Raw genomic sequence first — 23001 nt, 5'->3', positions numbered from 1 at the left:
CTCAGCATAGCTGCTTTGCAACTTTAACGGTTTAAATAAGGCATAGGATCAACCGCCTTGCCCTTAATTCTTACTTCGAAATGCAGTTTCACCCGATCACTGTCACTACTGCCCATACGCGCAATTATTTGTCCGGCGCGTACCGTTTGGTCTTTTTGCACATTCAATCTATCGTTGTGGGCATACGCCGTCAGCGTATTGCTGTTATGCGTAATCAGAATCAACTTACCATATCCGCGCACACCTTCTCCGGCATACAGGACCTTACCTTCTGCCGCCGCTTTCACCGGTGTACCAAGACTGCCGCCGATATCGATGCCCTTATTGGTCGAACCATTGTAACGGCTGAGAATATTGCTGCTTCCTCCGTCAACTGGCCATTGCAAACGCAAGCGGTTCACTGGCTCTAGCGTACGGGCGGCTCCTGCCCCTACTTTGGCACGCACACGTAAAACCTGCCCCACTTCGATTTGCGAAGGGTTGCGTAAATTGTTCCAAGCACTAAGCGTATTAACACTTTGCCCAAACCTCTGACCGATACGGTAAAGCGTATCGCCCGATTGAACCCGATAATACCCTTCAGGAACAGGGCCTGAAGAAGTACCACTGGCGCAAGCCGCAGTAACGATGATAAGAGCGGTTGATAAACCGCTCTTCAAAACAGATAACAAAGAATTTTTCATAAAACGTAGAATATCAAACAGACACCTGCTTACGACACACAAAAAGCACAAGCAACAGCAGCTTTAACTTTTTTTTACTTTAACCGATACTCTTCAAGCACTCTGTCTGCATGCCTCATCTATCCGCTTCATATGAATATGTATCATCTTATAATGATGATAATTAAGCCGTCTGAAACAGCCGGGCTGTATTTAGTTACCTCAAAAAGTTGGCAAACCGTTGTTTTACCCGTTTTCACAACAATAAAACTTGCAACTTGGCAAAAGCGGCCTTATGTTAAAGCCGTTAACCATCATTTCTGATTAAGGAAACACATTCATGCGCTTTTTCGGTATCGGCTTTTTGGTGCTGATTTTTTTAGAAATCATGTCTATCGTTTGGGTGGCAGACTGGCTGGGCGGCGGATTAACCCTGCTGCTGATGATTGCCAGTTTTTTTGCAGGTATCTTTATGCTGAGAAATACCGGCGTGTCCGGCATACTAATGGCCGGTTCTGCCATACGCAGCGGCGGCGATGTTTCGCTCTACCAACTGCTGTGGCCTATCCGTTATACTGTTGCCGCCGTGTTGTTGATGAGCCCCGGTTTCGTTTCTCTGCTAATTGCCCTGATTTTATTGTTACCTATTAAGGGACAACCGATTGCACAAATGAACGGTACAATATTCACAAATACACAGAATCCCTTCCAACGCCCCCGCCGCCCGGACGACGAAGACATTATCGAAGGCGAATATACGGTAGACGGCAACAACCGCACAAACCACCCGCACATTGAGCATAAAAACAATGATTTCAAATAAAATCATCACCTTAAAATAGATTTGGCAAAGCCCTTATCCGATACTAAAATAGTATCGGATTCATTCTGAATTCAAACCGAATACAAATTACCCACCACTCAAGGAGTACCATATGGCCGTATTAGTTGGCAAACCCGCCCCTTTTTTCCACGACAACGAAAAAGCTTTCTCTGCTGTGCTCGGCGATGGCAGCATCGTAGATAATTTCAATTTTGCCGAAGCTACACGCGGAAAATATGCAGTGGTATTTTTCTATCCGCTGGATTTTACTTTCGTGTGTCCTTCCGAAATCATCGCCCACGACCACCGCGTAGAAGCCTTCCGCCAACGCAATGTGGAAGTAATTTCGGTTTCTATCGACAGCCAGTTTACCCACAATGCATGGCGCAACACCCCCATCAATGAAGGCGGTATCGGCCCTGTGAAATTCACGATGGTTGCCGATGTAAAACATGAACTGATGAAAGCCTATGATGTAGAAAGTGCCGACGGCGTGGCATTCCGCGGTTCTTTTCTAATCGACAAAGACGGTATTGTGCAACACCAAACCGTGAACAACCTGCCGTTAGGCCGTAATGTAGACGAAATGCTGCGTATGGTTGACGCTCTTCAATTCTTCGAAGAAAACGGTGAAGTTTGCCCTGCCGGTTGGAACAAAGGTGACAAAGGCATGCAGGCCAGCCCCGAAGGCGTTGCCTCTTATCTGTCTACTTCAGCCGAAAAACTGTAATAGACGGTATAACTGCCCGCCGCAAAGGCGGGCTTTTCCATATATCCAATAAATACGCCCTTATCACACACTGCGATATGAAAGATGCCGTCTGAAAACTTTTCAGACGGCCTGATAAACTGCAATATACAAGCAACAGTTTCAATAAAGCTCGCTTAAAATATTTTATTCCACTATGAGGCTATATCCCATCATGAAAACAGCTTTAAGCATTATCTTATTCTCTTTGTTACTTTCCGCTTGCACGGCCGGCGGCGGTGCGTACAACCAGATATACGGAGAAATCAAAGGCGGTATCGAAACCTCTCATACCAAACGTTGAGGATACCGTTAAACTACGGCATTAAGACCCGATTAAACCGGATGCGATATTAATCATCAGCGCCAATACCGCCGCATTGTAGAAAAAAGCCAGCACACAATGCACCGTACCTACCCGCCGTACTTTGGCACCGCCAAAAGAAACATCGGCTGTTTGCCCGGATGTACCGATAATATAGGCAAAATACACAAAATCGGCATAGTCCGGCTCTTCCTGCCCCGGAAAAATCAGACATGGCGGCTTACCCAATGCCATATCGCGATAATACATATGGGCATAATGCATCGCAAACATCATATGGGTGAAAAGCCACGATAAAATAATCGTAACGATTGTCAGCCATACATGCGGCCATTTCTCTTGCCCTTGCAAATGTATGCCAAGCCCCAATTCCTTAGCAATAGCCAATAACGAAATACCAGCCGCTGCGATAGCCAATATTAAAATCGTACGGCCGCCTTCGTATTCTTGCTGTACCCGCCGCATTGCGGCATGCGAATCTGCTTGCGTAATCAGCCTCACCATCAGCACTAGATAAACAAGCATGCCCATATCAAATGCCAACACATACCTGCTCACCGTATGTAAATTTTCAAACCTACCAAGCAACACATAACACAATAGCCCGCAAACTATTCCCGTAACAAGGCGACGATGTTGCCGCCATATTGAATGAAGCGAAAAATACATCCCGTATCCAACCTTCTACAAGTCACAACCACCACTCTTCGGAAAAATCTACCGAACCGAACAGACCGAATACTGTACAATTCTCCAACCCGAAGCCATACCGTTCTCGTGCCGTCTGAAAAATCAGCTTTCAGACGGCATATCATAAAATCCACATCTAAATCGGATAAAACCGATTTTAATATCTAAGCCGTCTGAAAATTTGTTCATAGTGTATTTATAGCATATAAAAAGCCGGATTCCGTTGATAACGAAATCCGGCTGGAAAATCAAACCGCCTAAATATCTGATATTTTTCAGACGGCCTTTTTCTATCAGTCAGAAAAGCCGAGATACTGAAACAGTTTTTTCCCGACCGCGCTTTTTTAGTTTACAAAACCTCAATCAGGCCTGCCGCACCCATACCTGTACCGATACACATCGTTACCATGGCATAGCCTTTTTCACCACGCAGGCGCATACCGTGGATAGCGGTGGCAGCACGAATTGCACCGGTTGCACCCAAGGGGTGGCCGAGGGCGATTGCGCCACCGTTAGGATTCACCACTTCAGTGTTCAAATCCAAATCGCGGATAACGGCTAGAGATTGGGCGGCAAACGCTTCGTTCAGCTCAATCCATTTTACGTCGTTCAACGCCACGCCGGATGACTTCAACACAGCAGGAATCGCCTCTTTCGGACCGATACCCATAATTTCAGGCGCAACCCCGCGCACGGCGAAACCTTCGTAGCGAGCAATCGGGGTAAGATTGTAGCGTTTCAACACCTCTTCGCTTACCACCAGCAATGCACCGGCACCGTCCGACATTTGCGATGAGTTACCGGCGGTTACACTGCCTTTTGCAGCGAATACGGGTTTCAGCTTGGCCAAACCTTCAAGCGAAGTATCGGCACGCGGGCCTTCGTCAGTATCGCACAAGCGGCGTACTTCTTTTACTTCGCGGCTATTCAAATCAGCACTGCGGTAAACGGCTTCAATCGGGGTGATTTCGGCTTTAAACTTACCGGCTTCAATGGCAGCCAAAGCCCGCTTGTGGCTTTCATAAGCGAAGGCGTCTTGATCTTCACGGCTTACATTCCACTGCTCGGCAACTTTCTCGGCAGTCAAACCCATACCGTAGGCAATGCCGTAGTTTTCTTCTTTAGCGAAAATTTCAGGGTTGAGTGATACTTTGTTACCCATCATCGGAATCATCGACATGCTCTCGCTACCGGCGGCGATTACCGCTTCGGCTTCACCCGTACGGATGCGGTCGGCAGCAATTTGCAGTGCATTGATGCCCGAAGAGCAATAACGGTTGATAGTAATACCGCCCACGGTGTTGGGCAGCCCTGCCAACAAAGCACCGATACGGGCGAAGTTTAAGCCTGATTCAGCCTCAGGGAAGGCACATCCTGCCACAACATCATTGATTTCGCGGGGATCCAAACCCGGAGCTTGGGCAACGACGGCACGGATAACGTGTGCCAGCATATCGTCGGGACGGGTGGTTCTCAACATGCCGCGGGGGGCTTTGCCGATGGGGGTACGGGTAGCGGCTACAATGTAGGCGTCTCTTAATTGTTTCACAGTGTTCTCCTATTGCTTGGGGCCGTCTGAAAAATCCAGGCTTCAGACGACCCGATATGCATTTGAATGGATATGGGCGCGGTTTAGTTGCGCAGCGGTTTGCCGGTAGAGAGCATATTCTCGATACGCTCCAGCGTTTTCTCGTTTTTGAGCAGATCGACAAACACTTTACGCTCAAGGTCGAGAATCCATTGTTCGTCTACTACCGTACCGGCATCAACATCACCGCCGGTCATCACCCAGGCAATCTGGCTGCCGATATGCATATCGTATTCACTGATAAAGCCGCCCTCTTTCATGTTCAACAGCTGGCCTTTAATCGAAGCTGCGCCGCTACGGCCGGCTACTTGGAAAGTAGCAGGTACGTCAGGGCGGAAGCCGCTGTCGGCCATGGTACGCGCTTCGTTCAGTGCGACATGCAAGAGTTCATAGCTGTTGAACACCACCACATCACTCGGGCGTAGGAAGCCCATTTCTTTAGCTTCGATAGCACTGGTGGCGACCTTCGCCATCGCAAGATTCATATAACGGTCTTTCAAAGCTGCTAACAAGTCGCCTTGGCTGGCGCGTGCGGCTTGCAAGGCGAAGTCTTTGGTACCGCCGCCCGCCGGAATCAGACCGACGCCTACTTCCACCAAACCGATATAGCTCTCCAATGCGGCCACTACTTTGTTACAGTGCATTAAAAATTCACAACCGCCGCCGAACGCAAAACCTTGTGCCGCCGCAACAACCGGAATCTGGCTGTAACGCAGGTTCATAGAGGTGTCTTGGAACAGTTTCACCATGCTTTCGATAGCAGCAAAATCACCCGTGGCAAATTCCGGCATCATTGATTTCAAATCGGCACCCACAGAGAATGGTGCTTCAGGCGCATACAATACCAAGGCTTTGAAACGCTCTTCGGCAATGCGGATAGATTCGTTGATACCTTCCAAAACCGCACGGCTGATGGCACGCATTTTGTTGTTGTTTTCAACAATCAGGATTTCACCGTCAAGGGTGTAGGCTCGGATAACGTCTGTTTCGTAAACGGTTTCGCCCAATGGAGGCAAGTTTTCGCCCAATAAAGGCGCAGGGCGGTGTTGGCGTTTGTATACATCCAAAGAAGAACGCGGATCGTATTTGCCGGTAGCAAAGTTCAGGCTGCCTTCGTTGGTATGGAAGGCTTCCACACCTTTGAGCCATGCCGGTAACGGTGCATTGCTCATGGTTTTGCCTGCATCGATATCTTCCTGAATCCATGCGGCTACCTGTTGTACGCCTGCCGCCTGCCAGATTTCCAACGGACCTTGCTCCCATCCGTAACCCCAGCGGATGGCAAAATCGATATCACGGGCTGTGGTAGCGATTTGTTCGGCATGGTATGCGATGTAGTGGAAAGAATCGCGGAAAATTCCCCACAGGAATTGCGCTTGCGGATTCTCACTGGCGCGCAGTGCCGCCAATTTTTTGCCCCAGTCTTTTTCTTTCAGAATATCGGTTACTTCGCTGTCGGCTTTTTGGTTGGAAGCCACATATTCGCCCGTTTCGGGGCTGAACATCATGATGCGTTTGCCTTCTTTTTTGAAAATACCGGCTTTGGTTTTGGCACCCAATGCGCCGTCTGCAATCAGCTTTTTCAGCCATTCGGGGCTGCTGAAAAAACCGTGCCACGGATCTTGCGGCAAATTATCTTCCATGGTTTTGGCAACATGGGCGAAAGTATCCAGGCCTACTACGTCTGCCGTACGGTAAGTCGCCGATTTGGCACGCCCCAAACGCTTGCCGGTCAAGTCGTCCACCACGTCGAAACGCAAACCGAATTTTTCGGTGTTGTAAATGGTAGCCAGCATCGAGAATACGCCGATGCGGTTACCGATAAAGTTAGGGGTATCTTTGGCTCGAACCACGCCTTTACCCAATATGCTCACCAAGAAGCGCTCAAGATTGTCGAGGTATTGGGGATCGGTAGCGGCTGTCGGAATCAGCTCTACCAAGTGCATATAACGCGGCGGGTTGAAGAAATGTACGCCGCAGAAGCGGTGCTTGAGCTCGGCGGGAAATTTACTGCTGAGGGTTTCAATCGACAAACCCGAAGTATTGGTTGCAAAAATAGTATGTTCGCCCAAATGCGGTGCTACTTTGCCATATAAGCTTTCTTTGATATCGAGGCGTTCCGCAACCGCTTCAATCACCAGATCGCAATCGCTTAATTTGTCTAAATCGTCATCGTAGTTGGCTGCACTGATATAAGCTACTGCTTCTTTAGTAGCCAGCGGAGCGGGATTTTGTTTTTGCAAAGCTGCAATGGCTTTTTCTACGATACCGTTTTTGGAACCTTCTTTAGCCGGCAGGTCGAACAAAACCACCGGCACTTTGGCATTAGCCAAATGTGCGGCGATTTGCGCCCCCATCACGCCGGCGCCGAGTACGGCGGCTTTGCGGATGACGAAGTTTTTTGCGGTCATAATGTTACCTCTCTATCTCAAAATGATCGGTATCCAAACGACCCCGCTTTCAACCGGGGCCGTCTGAAAATACCGGGTTAAAACTTATACGTGTATTGCAGGCCTAAGATATCGGCACTGCTCTTGAAGCTGGCACTGCCATTGGTTTTGCTGGATACGCAACCGGTAGAGGCAGCACTTTCCCCGCCGCAATAGCCGTTTACATTGGCTTTAGCGTTTTTAATGAACAGATGGCTGTAAGCCACATTGATACTGTGTTGCTTACTGATATCGTATTTCGCACCAAGCGATAACCAAATACGGTCGTTATCGGGCAATGTGCTCATACGGTAATTGGCATTTTTAACCGGAGACTGGTCGTAAGCCACACCGAAACGCAGTTGCAGGGGGTCGCTGTATTGGTATGATGCGCCCAAGGCTACTTTATAAGTGTTACGCCAATTGGGTGTCAGTCTGGTAACGTTAGACTGCATACCGGCCTTGTCGGGATTGGTATCGCCGCTTGCTGACGGCAATACCGTTTTTTCATTACCCCAGTAAAGGTTGACGGTATTGAAGCGTGAATGGCGCGTCCATGTTACGTCACCGAATACGTTCCACTTCGGATTGACTTGATACATACCGTGTACAGACAGCGATTCAGGCGTGGTGATTTTTACCGAAGCATCTTCTTTGGCTGCATAACCACGGTCGCGGATACCTTGTTGGATCGTATTGCCCAAAGCAGGATCATTAAAGGCTTGCCCTACCAAATGCCATTCACCATCGCCTTTCAGGGTGTGGCTGATTTTAGAACGGTAGTTCACACCTACGCGGGCGCGCTCGTTGATATCCCATAACCAAGCCAGGTTATAACCGAAACCCCAATCGTCACCCTTCACTTCGGCATAGCCGTCTGCCGCACCGTTACCTACGGGGCTGGTTGCCGTGGCATTGCTTAAAGCGCTGCCGACTGCTGCTTGCTGTTGCGTTAAAACAGTTTGCTTTTGCAATAATCCGGCCTGCTGGGCTTTCAAACCCGCAAGCTGGGTTTGTAATGCGGTCGCATCTCCACCGGCAGCCTGGGTAGCCGCAATACCGGCCTCCACTTGGCTGATACCGGCATTAACTTGAGCCAGGCCGTTATTAATTTGGCTTAAACCGCTACCGATTTGTGATGCGGTAGTCCCCAACGAACCTACTACTGCGGGGCCGAAGTTGGCATATTGGCGCAAACTTGCCTTCGTATGCTGTGCCACCAAACCAACGGCAAAAGAATGTTGATCGTTTAATTTATAAGCAACAGTCGGCTGAATCGCCAAGGTTTGCAAACCCAATTCATTCAGGTTGTAACGCAATACGGAATTGTGGTCGTATTCAGTTCCCGAACCGAACGGTACATATGCGCCCAAGCCGAGTGTTACTTGATCGTTTAATTTATGCGAAGCATACAAATGGGGAGCAAATGCGATATCGTCGGTAATCTTGCCGCTGGTTTGGCCTGAAACATTCTCTTGCGGATAAGTACCGCCGTTGGGCAGTTGTACCTCAGGATACTTTGCTTCGGCATCGTTATATTTCACGTTAGGCGCTACAATATTCAAGTTGATGGTCGCCTGAGTACCCTCCAGTTTGCTCAAACCAGCCGGGTTGTAGAAAATGGTAGAAGGATCTGCTGCTTCGGCTGCCGACGAGTTGGCAGTAGATTGGCTGCTGACAGACTGCGTACCGAAATGGTAGCCCGACGCGAATACCGATTGTGCCAATAATGCGCTGCCGATAATTAATACGCTTTGCTTGATGCGGCGGATTTGCATGCTTTTCATGAGATTTCTCCTGAGGTTTTATGACGTTTTCAAACAAGTTTTTGCGCAAAATGCGACAAAGGTAACGTTATAAAACAATTTCTCCGTTTATGGAATCATTACTTTAATTTTATTGACCCGGGGCTTTGCGCCCCGGGCTTGTTTTACCAATCTGCTTTCAGACAGCCTTGATTAGCAAGGTTTTCTAGCCGCAAGATTGTGTTTATGATTCCTAGAAAATGTAGCGTTTCAACAAATTCTCATCATGTTTTTCGAGTTTCATATCGAAATCATCTACCATGATGACATTACGTTTGAGCTGCCGGCCTCGGGTAACGAGATCAAACTCTTCTTGGGTAATCACGCCGTTATCCAAAGCTTCCTGCAAACGCAAAGCCGGGGAAGGTGCATGCAACCGGCCTTCGCGGGTAAGGTTGCGCAATTTTTTCTCTACCGGCTCGGCTGCCAAAACCGCCGCATGGGCAACAGGCAGAAGGCCGACAGGTTCTTCTTCATTTGCCGGAACAAACATACCCTTAGTCAAACGCGCCAACATACCTTCGTTTTTCATCAACTCACCGGCTACTTGACTAGCCAATTTATCCGACGGCGCCTTGATATTGTGACCTAAAGGCATAGTCAGAACACGCAACGACCAAGCCAACGGACGCATAGGCAGGTTGCGCAATAAGCCGTCAAGTGCGGTTTGGGCATCAAACAAAGCCTGTTCGGCCGCATAGCGCATGATTGCTTCATCCTCTTTCAGGCCGCCTTGGCTTTCAAAGCGTTTCAGTACGGCACTGGCAATAAACAGGTTTGACAACATATCACCCAGCCGTGCCGAGATTTTTTCTTTGAATTTCAAGCTGCCGCCTAAGCTGAACATGGCCATATCTGCAACAAAGGCAAAGTTGGCCGCCACGCGCGTCATACGGCGGTAGTAAGCGGCAGTGGCCGGATAGCTGCCCTGCGGTGCCTTAACAAATGCGCCGTTGGTCAGCGAAAGCCAGAAACTGCGGAAAGCATTGGTAAAGGCAAAATGCAGATGTGAGCCGAAAGCCTGTTTGAAGCCTTTAGCATCGTTATCCATAGCCGCACGCATTTCTTTCAATACATACGGATGGCAACGGATTGCACCTTGTCCGAAGATAATCATGCTGCGGGTCAGGATATTCGCACCTTCTACGGTAATCGCAACCGGCACGGCCTGGTAAGCGGACGCGAGATAGTTGCGCGGGCCCAAAACAACTGCGCGGCCGCCATGCACATCCATCGCGTCATTCAAAGTTTTACGCATGCGCTCGGTATTGTGGTATTTCAAAATTGCCGAAATCACGCTTGGCTTCTCGCCGCTGTCTAATGCGGTTAACGCCAGATCTTGTGCCGCTTCCATTTGGTAGGTATACATACCGATGCGGGACAATGCTTCGTCCACGCCTTCGAACTTACCGATCGGCAAGCCGAACTGATCACGGATACGGGCATACAGCGAAGTGGTATAGCTGGCTACTTTACCGGCAGCTACCGAATTGGCAGGCAGCGAAATACAGCGGCCTACTGACAGGCATTCCACCAGCATCTGCCAGCCTTTACCGGCATAATCGACACCACCGATAATCCAATCCAAAGGAATAAAGACATCTTTACCCCAAGTCGGGCCGTTCATAAACGCGCTGCCCCCGGGGAAATGGCGGCGGCCGATTTGTACGCCTTCGTGATTGGTCGGAATCAGAGCACAAGTAATACCGATATCTTTTTTATCCCCTAGCAAGCCGTCGGGGTCGTACATTTTGAACGCCATACCCAATACGGTAGCGACAGGCGCCAAAGTAATCCAACGTTTTTCCCAAGAAATACGGATACCCAATACGTCTTCATGCGCTTCGCCGGTGATCGGATCGGTATAGTTGCCGCGGCACACGATGCCGAAATCAGGAATACTGCCTGCATCTGAGCCTGCATGCGGACTGGTCAGAGCAAAACAAGGGATTTCCAAGCCTTTGGCCAAGCGCGGCAAATAATAATCTTTCTGCGCCTGAGTACCATAATGTTGGAGCAATTCACCCGGGCCGAGAGAGTTCGGTACCATCACGGTTACAGCGGCGCTGCCTGCACGGGTAGCAATCTTCATCACTACTTTTGCATGGGCATAGTTGGAAAATTCCAAACCGCCGTATTGTTTTTTGATAATCATGCCGAGCATGCCGCTGTCTTTGATGAACTGCCAAGCTTCAGGCGGCAAATCTTTGGTTTCGTGTAGAATTTTCCAATCATCCAGCATTTTGCATAACTCTTCCACCGGGCCGTCGATAAAGGCTTGCTCCTCGGCAGTCAGCTGGGGAGTATTGAAGTTTTGCAGTTTTTTGAAATCGGGTTTGCCCGAAAACAGCTCGCCGTCCCACCAAACCGTACCGGCATTGATGGCCTCGGCTTCGGTTTCCGACATAGCCGGTGTGATTTTCTTATAAACCGTAAAAATCCGTTCCAAAATCATATCGCGCACAGGGGGCACGCAGCATAAGGCGGCAATGAGCAATACCGGAATATATGCCCACCACGCGGCACCGCCGAGCAACAGGCCTGCAATGGAGGCCAGCGCCATCACCCAGGCCGGACTGCGGAAATACGCCGCCGCGCCGACAAATACCAATAACAAAATTAAAGCCAACATCTTTTTACTCCTCCTTATTACCGGACATTGTCCGGGAAAATCCTTATCACACCGCTTCAAAACTACTGGCAGCGAACCACCTAGCTATCGGCAGGCGCTTTCAAGCCTGCAATGACAAATGGACGTACATAATGCGCCACCTGCTGGACATTTTTCGCACTTACTACGCTGGCCGGAGCCAAGGCCTTCAAGACATCATTGCCTGCGAAAGCATTAAAGAGCGTACTGAGCGCCAAATGCATACGCCAACGCAGCATTTCCGGCGGCAAATGCGGCAACGCCCGTCCGAAAGCAGCATGAAGACGATCCGCCATTTCCGAAAACTGTTTGGCCAGTTCTTCACGGAAAATCTTGTATTCATCCAACATCAACCGTGACACCAACTTTGCCGCCGTTCCTGCCAACTCGCCCTGCTCATTCACTAATTTCAAGCAAGCCGCGATAAAACTGTCGATCAAATCTTCGGGAGTCAAAACCTGCTGCTGTGCTTCGGCTTCTTGCAGCATAGTCAGCAAGTCTTCCAAAAACGGAGCAATACGGCGGTTGAGGACAGCTAAAAACAAAGCCTCTTTCGAACCGAAATGATAATGCGCAGCCGCCACGTTCACTTTTGCATCCCGCATAATCTGCCGCAGCGAAGATGCAAAAAATCCGTGCAAAGCGAAGTGGGACTCTGCAGCGCTTAGGATACGCCCGATCGTTTGGCAGTCTCCGTTAGAGTTCATACGCAAATCATTCAAAAAAATTAAATCAGCTGTTTGATTGAAACATACGTTTTAATTTTATTTGTGTCAACCAGTTAGCAGATACTATTTTAGAGCAGCGCATCCAAATATAGGTAACGTAGCATATGATTATTATTTACCGTTCATAGGTACGCCGCTACAAATAACAAACAACTTGGCTGCAACCATATCCACAGACAAACCCACCTGCTTCGTCCGATACAACCCGGCATTACCGCAACTCGTCCAAAGGTTGATTTCAACTGCACAACACAATAGCCAACCAACCCTTTTACCGCTACACTAAATGCTTTGCACTATAACTGCCCGCTTGCTTTATGAAACGGATATTCACTTCCCTGCCGGTTTGGATCGTATTGGCCGACATGGCTTACGGCTTCGTACTAAACATTCTCCAAAGCTTAAATCTTTCGGAAGCCCAACTGCCCAAAGACGGCCTGCCCGTATCGCCCGATATTGCTTTCAGCGGCTTACAGGTTGTAGCCAACGGCGGGATGATCGTCATTATCGGCTTCGGTCTGCTGGTACTGTTGCAACTTAACCGCACAGTATTGCGCGGTACTATTCTGCCTATCGGTATTTTCCGCACCCTAGGCCTATTGGCGGTAATGGCATTCAGTCTGCCTTCTTTATGGGAATGGTTTTGGGCCTTGCTGCATTTCGCAGGCGGCAGCAGTACCATTGCCTTTAACAATCCCCGTTACCTCATCACTGCATTCTGCCAACCACTCATTGCCCTGCTGTGCCTCTGGCGGCTTGCAGGTTGGTACCGCTTACACAAACAGCCTGCAGCTATGGCTACTCAAACCACCGCCGATATATAAGTTATACATACCCGGACAATAAAAAATGCCGTCTGAAAATTTTTCAGACGGCATTCTGATTTTCGTGCTGCCTAATTTATGATTATTGGCTGACAGGCCGTTTACGGATTTCTTCGAAAATATCCAAAAGAGGCTGCCATTTTTCAAACAACTCATCTGCCAACCGACCTGATGGAATACGCAACCAAGTAGAAGGTTCCCAGTTTTTTAAATCACCGCTAAGCCACTCATAAAAAGGCCAACTCGAGCTTTTTGATCCATTGGTAGAAACTCTTAATTCCTCAATTTTTTGTGATAAAACCTCATCACTTAGATATGCTTGCTTCATCCAAACACCATAACAACAACTATGATAATAAGTACCGCTAAACTCAATCCCGACTCCCGCGACCACATCCTTATCATTTTTCAGATAAAACCCAAGCCACATATATCTTGAATACGGCTTAAAATCCGATCCCGATCCGATACTCCACCCTGCCGCTACCAAACACGGATAACGCTCACGGCACTTACAACCCAATTGCTCACAAAGCCGCTGCCACAAATACTTGCGGATTTGCTGCTCCGCCGCAATAACTTCTAATGCAGACTCCAGATTTTTCTCATCACCGACAATATGTTCTACCAGCTCATTGGTATCTACGGTTTCTCCCATTACATCTTCCTTTAAAAATTGTATAAAGTACTCAACAAACTGGCGTATCTTGGGTGCGATTATCGGTGCCTCTTGAAGCCAACCTATCAAGCCGCCCGCATCCAACACCTTTAAATGGCCGTTCGTGGATACTAACCCAAAATTTTCTTTACTAATGGAGTGCTCGGACGGGATGCGCTCCAAAGAAGGCAAATAAACCAGGCAATACTGATCTTTAGATTTGCTCTTCAAATCCTCAATATAATCTTGTATTTGCTGTGGCTGATCTGCCGCATCGCGTAATTTATTTTCTATCGATAAAGCCCAAACACTCTTCGAACCGATAAATCCTTCGATAAAAATATCGTGCCGCCGCTTGCTTCCTATGGTTTTTTCCAACGAAACCCCAACACTTTCATAGCCTAAAAACGAATACAGCTTCATTCTTTTCAAAAAAGCATTCAACAGCAAATCGCCTTGGCCATGGCTTTCCTTCGGATCCAATAAAAAAGCCAATACTGCCGACAAACCGTTTTCATTAGTAGTGAAAAAGTGGAACGGATTAAATCGGTAAGCATCATGCAATTCCGTTTTCCGTGCTTCTCTCCGCTGCTCTTGCAATGCCTTGTAAACCGACCGGAGAAAATCAAGATGTTTTCTAATAGATTCAGACATATTCACGCTTAATTTATGATGAAAAAATTTACACGTAATTATATCAACATTTTTTCAAACCAAATGCCGCCTGAAAAGCTTTCAGACGGCATTCAGTAACCCTGGTTGATAGTGCTTATTCAACTTTAAAAGGCAGAAAGGATAAATCCATAATATAGGCTTTCGGGTTTTGCCAATCCACCGTTACCTGCACGCTGTCGGCCAGATATGGCGCGGGATCTTCCCCCATAGGCGGGCTGACGAACTGCTGGATTTTACCGGTGTTTGGATTAGGTGCAACGGCAATGATTTCATAGCGGTCAACCACCGTTTCGCTACGCTTTTGGTTCCAATGTCTTACCTCTTGTACCGCGGCTTGTATCTTCACGCCGTATTGCGCAGCCTGTTGCTGGCCGTCATACTTCGGCCACAACACGAAATACAGTAATGCCCCCATCGCAATGGTCATCAGCCAAGTAATCGGGTTGGGCAATGCCAAACTCACCAGTAGCAAAACTATGGTAAAAACAGCGGCGATAATCAGCGTGGTCAGTGAAATCATTTCAGGTACTTCCTAGTGATGTTTAGATGCAAAGTTAAGAATCCTGCCGCACCGGCTTGTTTTGCCGTAACAGGCTTTTCCGATTTGCCAACTATTGTTATTGTTACCCACTCTGCAACATACACCGCCAACCTTTAAATCCATCAAAGACAACATAGGCTGGCTTATCGGTTACAGATTTCCGGTTTCAAAAAGCCCGACAATTCAAAAGGCCGTCTGAAATTTTTAATATAAAAGTTTCTTACGCGGTTTAACAGCAGTTCCGATACTCGCCGGTTTCGCTTGAAGCGCGCCCAAAACGGCAATATCCAATGTGCTTTCACTTGCACAATCCAAGCCCAAAGCATCTTTGTAGTGTGCGACTATTTTGACGATACCGTTAACAGGTGCCGGTGCAGAGCGGGAAGCCAACGTATCGAAAGCCGCAAACACACTACCGTACGTTTCCCCTGCCGCCAACATATCGAGGCCGTCTGAAAAAGCCGTCAAAGGTTTTACACTCTCGCTCAACACATCGGCAGCAGCAGTACCGGCTATGCTTTAATAGTTATAGATTAGATATAAAATTTTCACTTTAAACAATTCAAAGAGAGTTATCAAACTCTCTTTGAATTGTTTAAAGTTAAGCTGCCATAGCTCAGCTTAAAAAGATTCGTATAGATTTAATCAATATGTATGCGCAAGCTAGGCAAAATTTTTCAAAGCCGTTAATAAGTATTCTCTTGCTTTTCGACTTTCATAATTTATTGAACTAGGATGCTGAATACGATAGCCTTTTATTTCGTCACAGCCATCTATAAATATCTTACAACTTTCTAAATATCTTTTATGCAAATCCGCCCCATCAACTGCGAGTCCAGAAAACTGAACATTGAGGCATTCATCACGAGTTTTTCTTGTTACCTTATCTACCCCACACGCAATAATAATTAATTTTGGCTGCAACACTTTAATTTGCGCAACTAAGAGTTTTTTTGATACCTCTTCAATTTCCCTAAAGTACTCACTCTCTTTCGGATGACTTTTTTTATATGAGAAAGCATAAAGGTTACCCCAAAGAACTTTTTCTCTACCAATATTTTTTGCCACATTGCTAAAAAATCTAAAAAAAGAACAACCTTTCCCAGTTTTTTTATTCAATATTTTTTCTGCATACATTTTCTCCGACCATGATTTGGATTTTTCCATCGAATTCTCTATGTATTTTTCATTATAGTCACCTTCCAAGCCATCCCATCCACGCGTTTCACGCCCAAGAATCAAGACATTAAAATTTTCTTTTCTAAATCCATCAGGGACAAATCCTAAATGAACTTGACTGAAATAATTTTCAGTATTTTTTAAAAATTCTGTATTTTCACTTTCAAATTCTTTTAAAATTCTAAGGTACTCTTTCGCAAGTTCTTGATTTAAAGACTCCATTTTACTCCTTAAAATTATTTCAACATTCATCTAGCTTTTGACAGGTTACAACAGAGAAATCATCTCTAAACGCCTCTCTCTTAACTTCACATTTCAATGCAAATAACCGCTCAGTATGTGTTGAATACTTCCTCCAAATCGCTTCTCGCTTTTCGGCTGAAATATAATTTGTTAACCCATCAGAACACAGTAATAAGGTTTCCCCTGATTTTAGAACTGTCTCGGTTTGAAATATATTAAAATCATTTTCAGCATAATCAGCGATTAAACAATCTGTTAAACCATAATACATACCAGCATAGTCTTTCGATTCACAATTTTCAGACTCAACTAATTCGTTTAATAAAATATGATCATAACTTAATTGTTGCCAGTATCCTGCTTCAGTAATTTTATACGCTCGGCTATCTCCAACATTTAAAATCACTGTTTTTCCTGAAGAAAAAACCTGACAAGCAACAAATGTTGTACTTGCTCCATAAGCTGACCGAACAAAGAGATCACAAAATTGTGAGTGTGTCTCTTTTAGCCATGATTTTGATAATTCTTGACTTGTTTTTAATTGCTCTGCCCAGAAATAACTTGCCAAGTACCCTTGTGGGCTGCTTGAAACACCATCCATTACTCCTAAAATAAAACCATCTTGATTTAATTGAAAATCTTCAACTTTTTTATTTTTAAATTGATATGTTTCAACGCCATTAAATAAGGCATCTTGATTTCGTCTATTAGGACACGCCATTTGGGTAAAGGTAATACTATACATATATACACAATTTTATTAAAATAGGTCATATTAAATAGCTTAATAAGCAAAAATACTAATAATAACCTCTTCGCCTAAGTCTCTATTCACGCTTATGGACCTCCCTAAACCTATATTTAGTGTTTCACCCCTAAACGCTCTTCAATATACTCCATAACTATATCAGATCCATATGGAAATTCTAAATCATTAGCTGAAGAAAAATTAACTAGAATAATTTCTTTGTTGGACTTTAACCAAGCATCATTAGGAAAATTAAAATCCAATCTTTTTTAATAGAAAAACGGTAATATTTGATCCACTTTCTGCCTAAAAACATACTACTAATATCTGCAAAATCCACATTAATTATTCCTTGCTCTAAAATTAACTCCAGCATAGTATTTATTATTTCAGCACATTGCGGTATTGATTAATCATCTAATTTAAAAGCAATAATTTTTTCTTTTGGAATCTTTATTTCCAATTCATCAATTTAACTTTCACTCTGACAAAAAACAAAAATACAATCAACACTCTCACTATATTTACTCTCTAAATCAAATTCGACCAAATCAAGAATCTCACTTTCTATGCTCAGTTTAACGGCATAAGCCGCTCCCTTTCCGTGGCTGGATAGCGATATCGATTAAGTGCGGCGCATCGGCAGCCGGCTGCAATACGGGGCGGATATTCTCATGCTGCAACAAGGCCAAACGTTCGCTTTCCTTTTGACGTCTCATCAGTGAAAAACGGCAAAACAAATAGCCCAAAAAGACCATTGCCAAAGCCGCCACCGCTGTAAGTACGGTAGCAAAATCGGCCGGATAGCCGTTCGGATTAAACCATACGGCAGCAGTGAGAAATCCGAGAAAGAAAATCACGACATATAAAACCGGCGCAAACACTTGCTGTAATTTATCTGCCATCGTTATCCCTTGAAAATGCTTTTGGCAGAACCTGCAACTCAGAGTACCGCCTCCCTATTACTAAGCTTCGGCAACGAAATCCCGCGGGAAGGTTTTTTCGCAATAATGGCATTTGAGCTTGGTTTGACCGCCGCTGCCGCGTACATAAAAGCGGCTTCTTACCGGTTCGCCGTGACTGGCGCAATTGGTATTGGGGCAGCGCAATACTTCGCTAATGGTATCCGGCAGCCTCAAGTGCATTTTCCGAACCACTTGAAAGTCTTCAATCACATTCACAGTGGCTTCGGGAGCAAACAAAGCCAAGCGGTTGGCGGCTTTTTCATCCAAATGCACACCCGAAATCTTGATGATATCTTTGCTACCCTGTGTTTTGCTGGGCAGATTAAAGCCGACGGTGACGGCACTACCGTAATGCAGCAATTTAAACTGACGCAAAATCGCCAAACCCCTGCCTGCGGGAATATGGTCGATAACGGTACCGTTTTGAATCGCTTCAACGCTGTATTGTTTTTGAGTCATCCCGCGCTCCTTATACTTCTTCGTTCAAAATCAAAGACAAAATCGCCTGCCGTGCGTATACGCCGTTGGCTGCCTGCTGAAAATAATAGGCATAGGGCGTATCGTCGACATCAGGGTGGATTTCGTCCACGCGCGGCAGCGGATGCAGAATACGGAAATTGTCTTTGGCATTAGCTAACATAGATGCCTCCAGATTGAACTTGCCTTGGATTTTGGCAAACTCCTGCTCGTCAAAGCGTTCGCGCTGCACGCGGGTCATGTAAAGAATATCCGCCCATTCCACCGCCGCTTCCAGCGAGGGCAGCACCTGATAACGGCAGCCGGCTTCGTCCAACTCTTCGGTAATATAATCCGGCATAGCAAGACTGGGGGGAGAAACAAAAGCGAATTCGCAACCCCAGCGCTTAAGCGCCTGTGCCAGAGAATGCACCGTGCGGCCATATTTGAGATCGCCGCACATGGCGATTTTCAAACTATTCAGAGTACCTTGGGTTTCGTAAATGGTCACCAAATCAAGCAGGGTTTGGCTCGGATGCTGGTTGGTTCCGTCGCCCGCGTTAATCACGGGTACGCTTGAAAATTCGGCCAACACCCGCGCAGCTCCGTCTTTGGGATGACGCTGAATAATCGCATCGGTATAGCTGGAAATCATGCGGGCGGTATCCGCCAGCGTTTCGCCTTTTTTCGCACTGGTATTGGCACCATCGGCAAATCCGATCACTTTGCCGCCCAAACGCTGCACGGCGGTTTCGAACGAAAGGCGCGTACGCGTAGAAGGCTCAAAGAAACACGAACCGATTAATTTGCCTTCCAGCAAATCGTTGCGCGGTTCGGCCTTGAGCTTGAGGGCAGTATGCAACAGCAGCTCAAGCTGTTCGGTAGATAAATCGGCGACAGAAATCAGATTTTGTCTGTAAAGCGGATTTGGCACGGGCTACTCCTTTTGCTTTTCCGAAAAAAAGCCCGTTTATGCACGGGCTTTCAATATTGGCAAACAATAAAACCGCTGCGGCGGGCAACGCACGAAAAAATGGCGGATGCGCGGGTTGGAATCATCATAGCGGCTTAAATAATTATCAAACAAACGCCTAGGATTATCGCATAAATCAAAGGCCGTCTGAAAGCAAAGTTTTCAGACGGCCTGCCGGTATATTCCAATTCCTCAAACAAATTGGGATAAGCCGCCGCCAATCAGCACCGAAGTCATACTTAAAGACTTACCGATGATTTCATCATTGAAAAACACCAAATCCTCACCGGCTTGCCGAACTGCCGCGATATAGAGCAACGGCCAAAAGTGCTCGGGGGTAGGTACGGCAAGGGCGAAATCGCCCGAATAAGCATTTTCGTCAACCAACGCGGCAACATCGTGGTTTTCCAACCAGCCGTTCACCTGTTTCCGAACAGATTCGGCCCATGGGTATGGCTCATCAGCAGTCTCGCTTTCCCGCCAATCCATCATACGCAGATTATGTACGATATTGCCGCTGGCGATAATCAGTACGCTGCGCTCACGCAAAACCGCCAAACGCTGTCCCAGTTCGAAATGGCCGCGAGCATCCAGATTCATATCCAACCCCAACTGCACCACCGGAACATCGGCTTCGGGAAAAACATGGCGTAGCACGCTCCACACTCCATGATCCAAACCTTGCCCGAAATCGGCGCGAACCCGCTCCGTTCCCAATAGCACCGCTACCTCCGAAGCGAGTTCCGGGCTACCGGGAGCAGGATAACGCACATCAAACAAAGCCCGGGGAAAACCACCGAAATCATGCACCGTATGCGGCCGCTCCGATGCGGTAACCGCCAAGCCTTCGGTACACCAATGGGCTGATACGGCCAAAACAGCACGAATACCGCCGCCGTAATGGCGACGCAAGCCCTGTCCGACTCGTGCCCACGAAGCCGAATAAGCGTTCTCTTGAAGTGCGTTCATCGGGCTGCCGTGACCGAAAAAAATTGCCGGAAGTTTCATAATGCTTTTTCACCATGCTATTTGACAGATACGGCAATATAAACCTTTCAGACGGCATGAAAAACCCTCTTTTCATTGATGCAGGGTTTCCTGCCAAGAAACAAAGATCTCCGTATCAAACCAAACTTAAAACTTCAAGCAATAACAATAAGCGGAACTCTATCGTTCTTCACCTACACCCACGCGGCAATACTTTGAGAATCAGCCGGTTTGGCTTATGAGCCTGCTACCGTCATCCCCTCTACCCATACCGAACCGATTTTATTGGCCGACCGTTTCAACGCATCGTCGGCCACGCCGGCGATATTCAGATACATATCCTGCAAACGCCCGGCAATGGTAATTTCCTGTACCGGATAGGCAATAACACCGTTTTCTACCCAGTAGCCTGCTGCACCACGGGAGTAATCACCGGTCAGCATATTCACGCCCTGCCCCATCAATTCGGTAATCAACAGACCGCTGCCCATTTCCCTCAACAAATCGCTTTGGGAAGCATGGCTGGCAGACGCATAAAGATTATGTGCGCCACCGGCATTGGCTGTGGTTTGCATTCCGAGCTTGCGGGCGCTGTAACTGCTGAGGAAATAGCCTTGCACCACACCTTTTTCAATTACAAAACGGGGTTTTGTCGCCACACCCTCCGCATCGTACCAAGCGCTGCCGAGTGCGCGCGGGATATGCGGTTCTTCGCGCAAATCAAACCATTGCGGCAAAATCTGCCGGCCTAAACTGTCAACCAGAAAACTGCTTTGACGATACAGCGCACCACCGCTCAAGCCGCCGACCAAATGCCCGAACAAACTACCTGCCACCGTAGTATCGAACACCACGGAATAGCTGCCAGTAGGCACGCTGCGGCCACCCAAGCGGGCCACCGTGCGCGCCGCTGCCGTCCGGCCTATATTATGCGGCGTATCCAAATCATTCCGACTGCGGGCAAGGTCATACCAATAATCCCGCTGCATACCGCTTTTATCCGTAGCCACGACACTACACGAGATACTGTGGCGCGTACCCTTTGCATGATGCAGAAAGCCGTGGCTATTGCCGTATACATACTGGTAATGCCCCGTATGGATCTCTGCACCTTCCGAATTTTCAATACGCGGATCAAAGCCCAAAGCCGCCGCTTCGCAGTCCCTAGCCAAAGCCGCCGCCTCATCTGCCGGCAAATCCCATTCATGATACGCATCAGGTTCCCCGAATTCCGTAGCCATCAACCCGGCATCGGCCAAACCTGCACAATCGTCTTCAGCCGTATATCGGGCAATGGCCAAAGCGGCCTGCACGGTATCACGCAAAGCATTATCCGAGAAATCGGCCGTACTGGCGCGGCCTTTCCGCTGCCCTACGTAAACGGTGATATCGAGAGATTTATCCTGTTGAAACTCAATCTGTTCGATTTCCCCCAAACGCACGTTTACACTTTGGCCCAAAGACTCGCTCAAATCGGCCTCGGCCGCCGTGGCTCCGCCGCCATGAGCCAGATCGAGGGCTTGTGCGCACAATGCCGCCAATTCGTTTTTATGATGATTAAACATGGATTTTCCGAAGTAATAGTTTGCTCGTATTTTAACCGTTTTCAGACGGCCTCTGCCAAAAATGTGCCTATCATCCGGATTGTGCTTTACACGGCTGTGATACAATCCTGCTTTATTGGCTATTGCATCCGGCACAAAATATGAACAATCAAAACGAACAAGAGTGGATCAGTAAAACCCGCATGAAAAAGCAGATGAACGATCTGCAGGACTTGGGCGTACAGCTCACCAAGTTATCAGCCGAAACACTCAAAAAAATCAATCTTCCCGAGGAACTGCTCGAAGCTGTATTAGCACATAAAAAAATTACTTCGAACGGCGCGCTCAAACGCCAAACACAATATATCGGCCGATTGATGCGTGACATCGATCCCGCCCCTATCGAAGCTTATCTCGCCCGCCTCAGAGGAGATAATGCCGCACACAACGCACTGATGCAGCGCATCGAACAAGCACGCGTGCGCCTGATTGCCGATGATAATGCCATTACGGCATTCATTGCCGACTACCCGAATGCCGACGTTGGCAAATTACGTACGCTGATACGCAATACGCGCAAAGAGCAGGAACAAAACAAACCGCCGAAAAATTTCCGCGCACTCTTCCAAGAATTAAAAATCATTATGGGCGGTGAAAGCGAAACCATACAAAATAATGATTACGATGCCGATGAGGGCTGATGTGATATAAAGCCCCTACGCACAAACAAGCCGCCTGATCTTAAGATAGGCGGCTTTTA

Annotated in this window: 22 protein-coding genes; 5 read left to right on the top strand and 17 right to left on the bottom strand. The window is 47.3% G+C overall.

The window, feature by feature from the left end:
• Positions 1–23: 23 nt before the first annotated feature.
• Positions 24–683 (bottom strand): peptidoglycan DD-metalloendopeptidase family protein, encoded by a 660-nt coding sequence (locus LVJ86_RS01430; protein ID WP_047759958.1) that lies wholly within the window; start codon positions 681–683, stop codon positions 24–26.
• A 319-nt stretch (positions 684–1002) separates the two neighbouring features.
• Here LVJ86_RS01430 and LVJ86_RS01425 point away from each other — a divergent pair, with 319 nt between their 5' ends.
• The 3 genes from LVJ86_RS01425 (at position 1003) to LVJ86_RS11035 (ending at position 2537) form a co-directional block, all read left to right on the top strand.
• Entirely contained in the window at positions 1003–1485 is a 483-nt protein-coding gene (locus LVJ86_RS01425) for an FxsA family protein (RefSeq protein WP_047759959.1), read from the top strand.
• A 112-nt stretch (positions 1486–1597) separates the two neighbouring features.
• Positions 1598–2215 carry a peroxiredoxin gene (locus LVJ86_RS01420; protein WP_047759960.1) on the top strand — a complete coding sequence of 206 codons (618 nt, stop codon included), beginning with the start codon at positions 1598–1600 and terminating at the stop codon, positions 2213–2215.
• A 193-nt stretch (positions 2216–2408) separates the two neighbouring features.
• Entirely contained in the window at positions 2409–2537 is a 129-nt protein-coding gene (locus LVJ86_RS11035; RefSeq protein ID WP_268776776.1) for a hypothetical protein, read from the top strand.
• Positions 2538–2558: 21 nt separating this feature from the next.
• Here LVJ86_RS11035 and LVJ86_RS01415 read toward each other — a convergent pair whose 3' ends face one another.
• From LVJ86_RS01415 to LVJ86_RS01390, 6 genes are all read right to left on the bottom strand, one after another.
• A complete protein-coding gene (locus LVJ86_RS01415) occupies positions 2559–3227 on the bottom strand; it encodes a DUF1345 domain-containing protein (RefSeq protein ID WP_047759961.1) in 669 nt (222 codons plus the stop codon).
• Between the two features lie 370 nt (positions 3228–3597).
• A complete protein-coding gene (locus tag LVJ86_RS01410; RefSeq protein WP_047759962.1) occupies positions 3598–4797 on the bottom strand; it encodes an acetyl-CoA C-acyltransferase in 1200 nt (399 codons plus the stop codon).
• A gap of 83 nt (positions 4798–4880) precedes the next feature.
• A complete protein-coding gene (locus LVJ86_RS01405) occupies positions 4881–7247 on the bottom strand; it encodes a 3-hydroxyacyl-CoA dehydrogenase/enoyl-CoA hydratase family protein (protein WP_047759963.1) in 2367 nt (788 codons plus the stop codon).
• Between the two features lie 77 nt (positions 7248–7324).
• Positions 7325–9052 (bottom strand): OmpP1/FadL family transporter, encoded by a 1728-nt coding sequence (locus LVJ86_RS01400; RefSeq protein ID WP_053008275.1) that lies wholly within the window; start codon positions 9050–9052, stop codon positions 7325–7327.
• Positions 9053–9263: 211 nt separating this feature from the next.
• Positions 9264–11702 carry an acyl-CoA dehydrogenase gene (locus LVJ86_RS01395; protein ID WP_047759964.1) on the bottom strand — a complete coding sequence of 813 codons (2439 nt, stop codon included), beginning with the start codon at positions 11700–11702 and terminating at the stop codon, positions 9264–9266.
• 80 nt (positions 11703–11782) lie between these two features.
• On the bottom strand, positions 11783–12427 hold the full coding sequence (locus LVJ86_RS01390; protein ID WP_047759965.1) for a TetR/AcrR family transcriptional regulator: 645 nt from the start codon (positions 12425–12427) through the stop codon (positions 11783–11785).
• A gap of 338 nt (positions 12428–12765) precedes the next feature.
• Here LVJ86_RS01390 and LVJ86_RS01385 point away from each other — a divergent pair, with 338 nt between their 5' ends.
• Entirely contained in the window at positions 12766–13272 is a 507-nt protein-coding gene (locus LVJ86_RS01385) for a hypothetical protein (protein WP_047759966.1), read from the top strand.
• An 82-nt stretch (positions 13273–13354) separates the two neighbouring features.
• Here LVJ86_RS01385 and LVJ86_RS01380 read toward each other — a convergent pair whose 3' ends face one another.
• The 10 genes from LVJ86_RS01380 to pmbA form a co-directional block, all read right to left on the bottom strand.
• Complete coding sequence (locus LVJ86_RS01380; RefSeq protein WP_047759967.1) at positions 13355–14584, bottom strand: PDDEXK-like family protein; 1230 nt, start codon at positions 14582–14584, stop codon at positions 13355–13357.
• Between the two features lie 115 nt (positions 14585–14699).
• Complete coding sequence (locus LVJ86_RS01375) at positions 14700–15125, bottom strand: hypothetical protein (protein WP_047759968.1); 426 nt, start codon at positions 15123–15125, stop codon at positions 14700–14702.
• 225 nt (positions 15126–15350) lie between these two features.
• Positions 15351–15635, bottom strand: coding sequence for a hypothetical protein (locus LVJ86_RS01370; protein ID WP_152667019.1), 285 nt, complete (start codon positions 15633–15635; stop codon positions 15351–15353).
• Between the two features lie 174 nt (positions 15636–15809).
• On the bottom strand, positions 15810–16547 hold the full coding sequence (locus tag LVJ86_RS01365; protein WP_047759969.1) for a hypothetical protein: 738 nt from the start codon (positions 16545–16547) through the stop codon (positions 15810–15812).
• 19 nt (positions 16548–16566) lie between these two features.
• Entirely contained in the window at positions 16567–17313 is a 747-nt protein-coding gene (locus LVJ86_RS01360) for a PP2C family protein-serine/threonine phosphatase (RefSeq protein WP_047759970.1), read from the bottom strand.
• Positions 17314–17894: 581 nt separating this feature from the next.
• On the bottom strand, positions 17895–18221 hold the full coding sequence (locus LVJ86_RS01355; RefSeq protein WP_053008277.1) for a hypothetical protein: 327 nt from the start codon (positions 18219–18221) through the stop codon (positions 17895–17897).
• 60 nt (positions 18222–18281) lie between these two features.
• Positions 18282–18740 (bottom strand): aspartate carbamoyltransferase regulatory subunit, encoded by a 459-nt coding sequence (gene pyrI, locus LVJ86_RS01350; RefSeq protein ID WP_047759971.1) that lies wholly within the window; start codon positions 18738–18740, stop codon positions 18282–18284.
• A gap of 10 nt (positions 18741–18750) precedes the next feature.
• Positions 18751–19671, bottom strand: a complete 921-nt coding sequence (pyrB, locus tag LVJ86_RS01345) for an aspartate carbamoyltransferase (RefSeq protein ID WP_047759972.1) — start codon at positions 19669–19671, stop codon at positions 18751–18753.
• A 231-nt stretch (positions 19672–19902) separates the two neighbouring features.
• The gene (gene ygiD, locus LVJ86_RS01340) at positions 19903–20718 is read right to left on the bottom strand and encodes a 4,5-DOPA-extradiol-dioxygenase (RefSeq protein WP_047759973.1); all 816 of its coding nucleotides are present in this window, start codon (positions 20716–20718) and stop codon (positions 19903–19905) included.
• 215 nt (positions 20719–20933) lie between these two features.
• Positions 20934–22262 carry a metalloprotease PmbA gene (gene pmbA, locus LVJ86_RS01335; RefSeq protein ID WP_047759974.1) on the bottom strand — a complete coding sequence of 443 codons (1329 nt, stop codon included), beginning with the start codon at positions 22260–22262 and terminating at the stop codon, positions 20934–20936.
• Between the two features lie 140 nt (positions 22263–22402).
• Here pmbA and yjgA point away from each other — a divergent pair, with 140 nt between their 5' ends.
• Positions 22403–22942 (top strand): ribosome biogenesis factor YjgA, encoded by a 540-nt coding sequence (gene yjgA / locus LVJ86_RS01330; protein WP_047759975.1) that lies wholly within the window; start codon positions 22403–22405, stop codon positions 22940–22942.
• Positions 22943–23001 lie beyond the last annotated feature (59 nt).

It is taken from the genome of Neisseria arctica, from assembly GCF_022870905.1.
GTDB lineage: Bacteria > Pseudomonadota > Gammaproteobacteria > Burkholderiales > Neisseriaceae > Neisseria > Neisseria arctica.
This window is presented reverse-complemented; position numbering and strand designations above follow the sequence as displayed.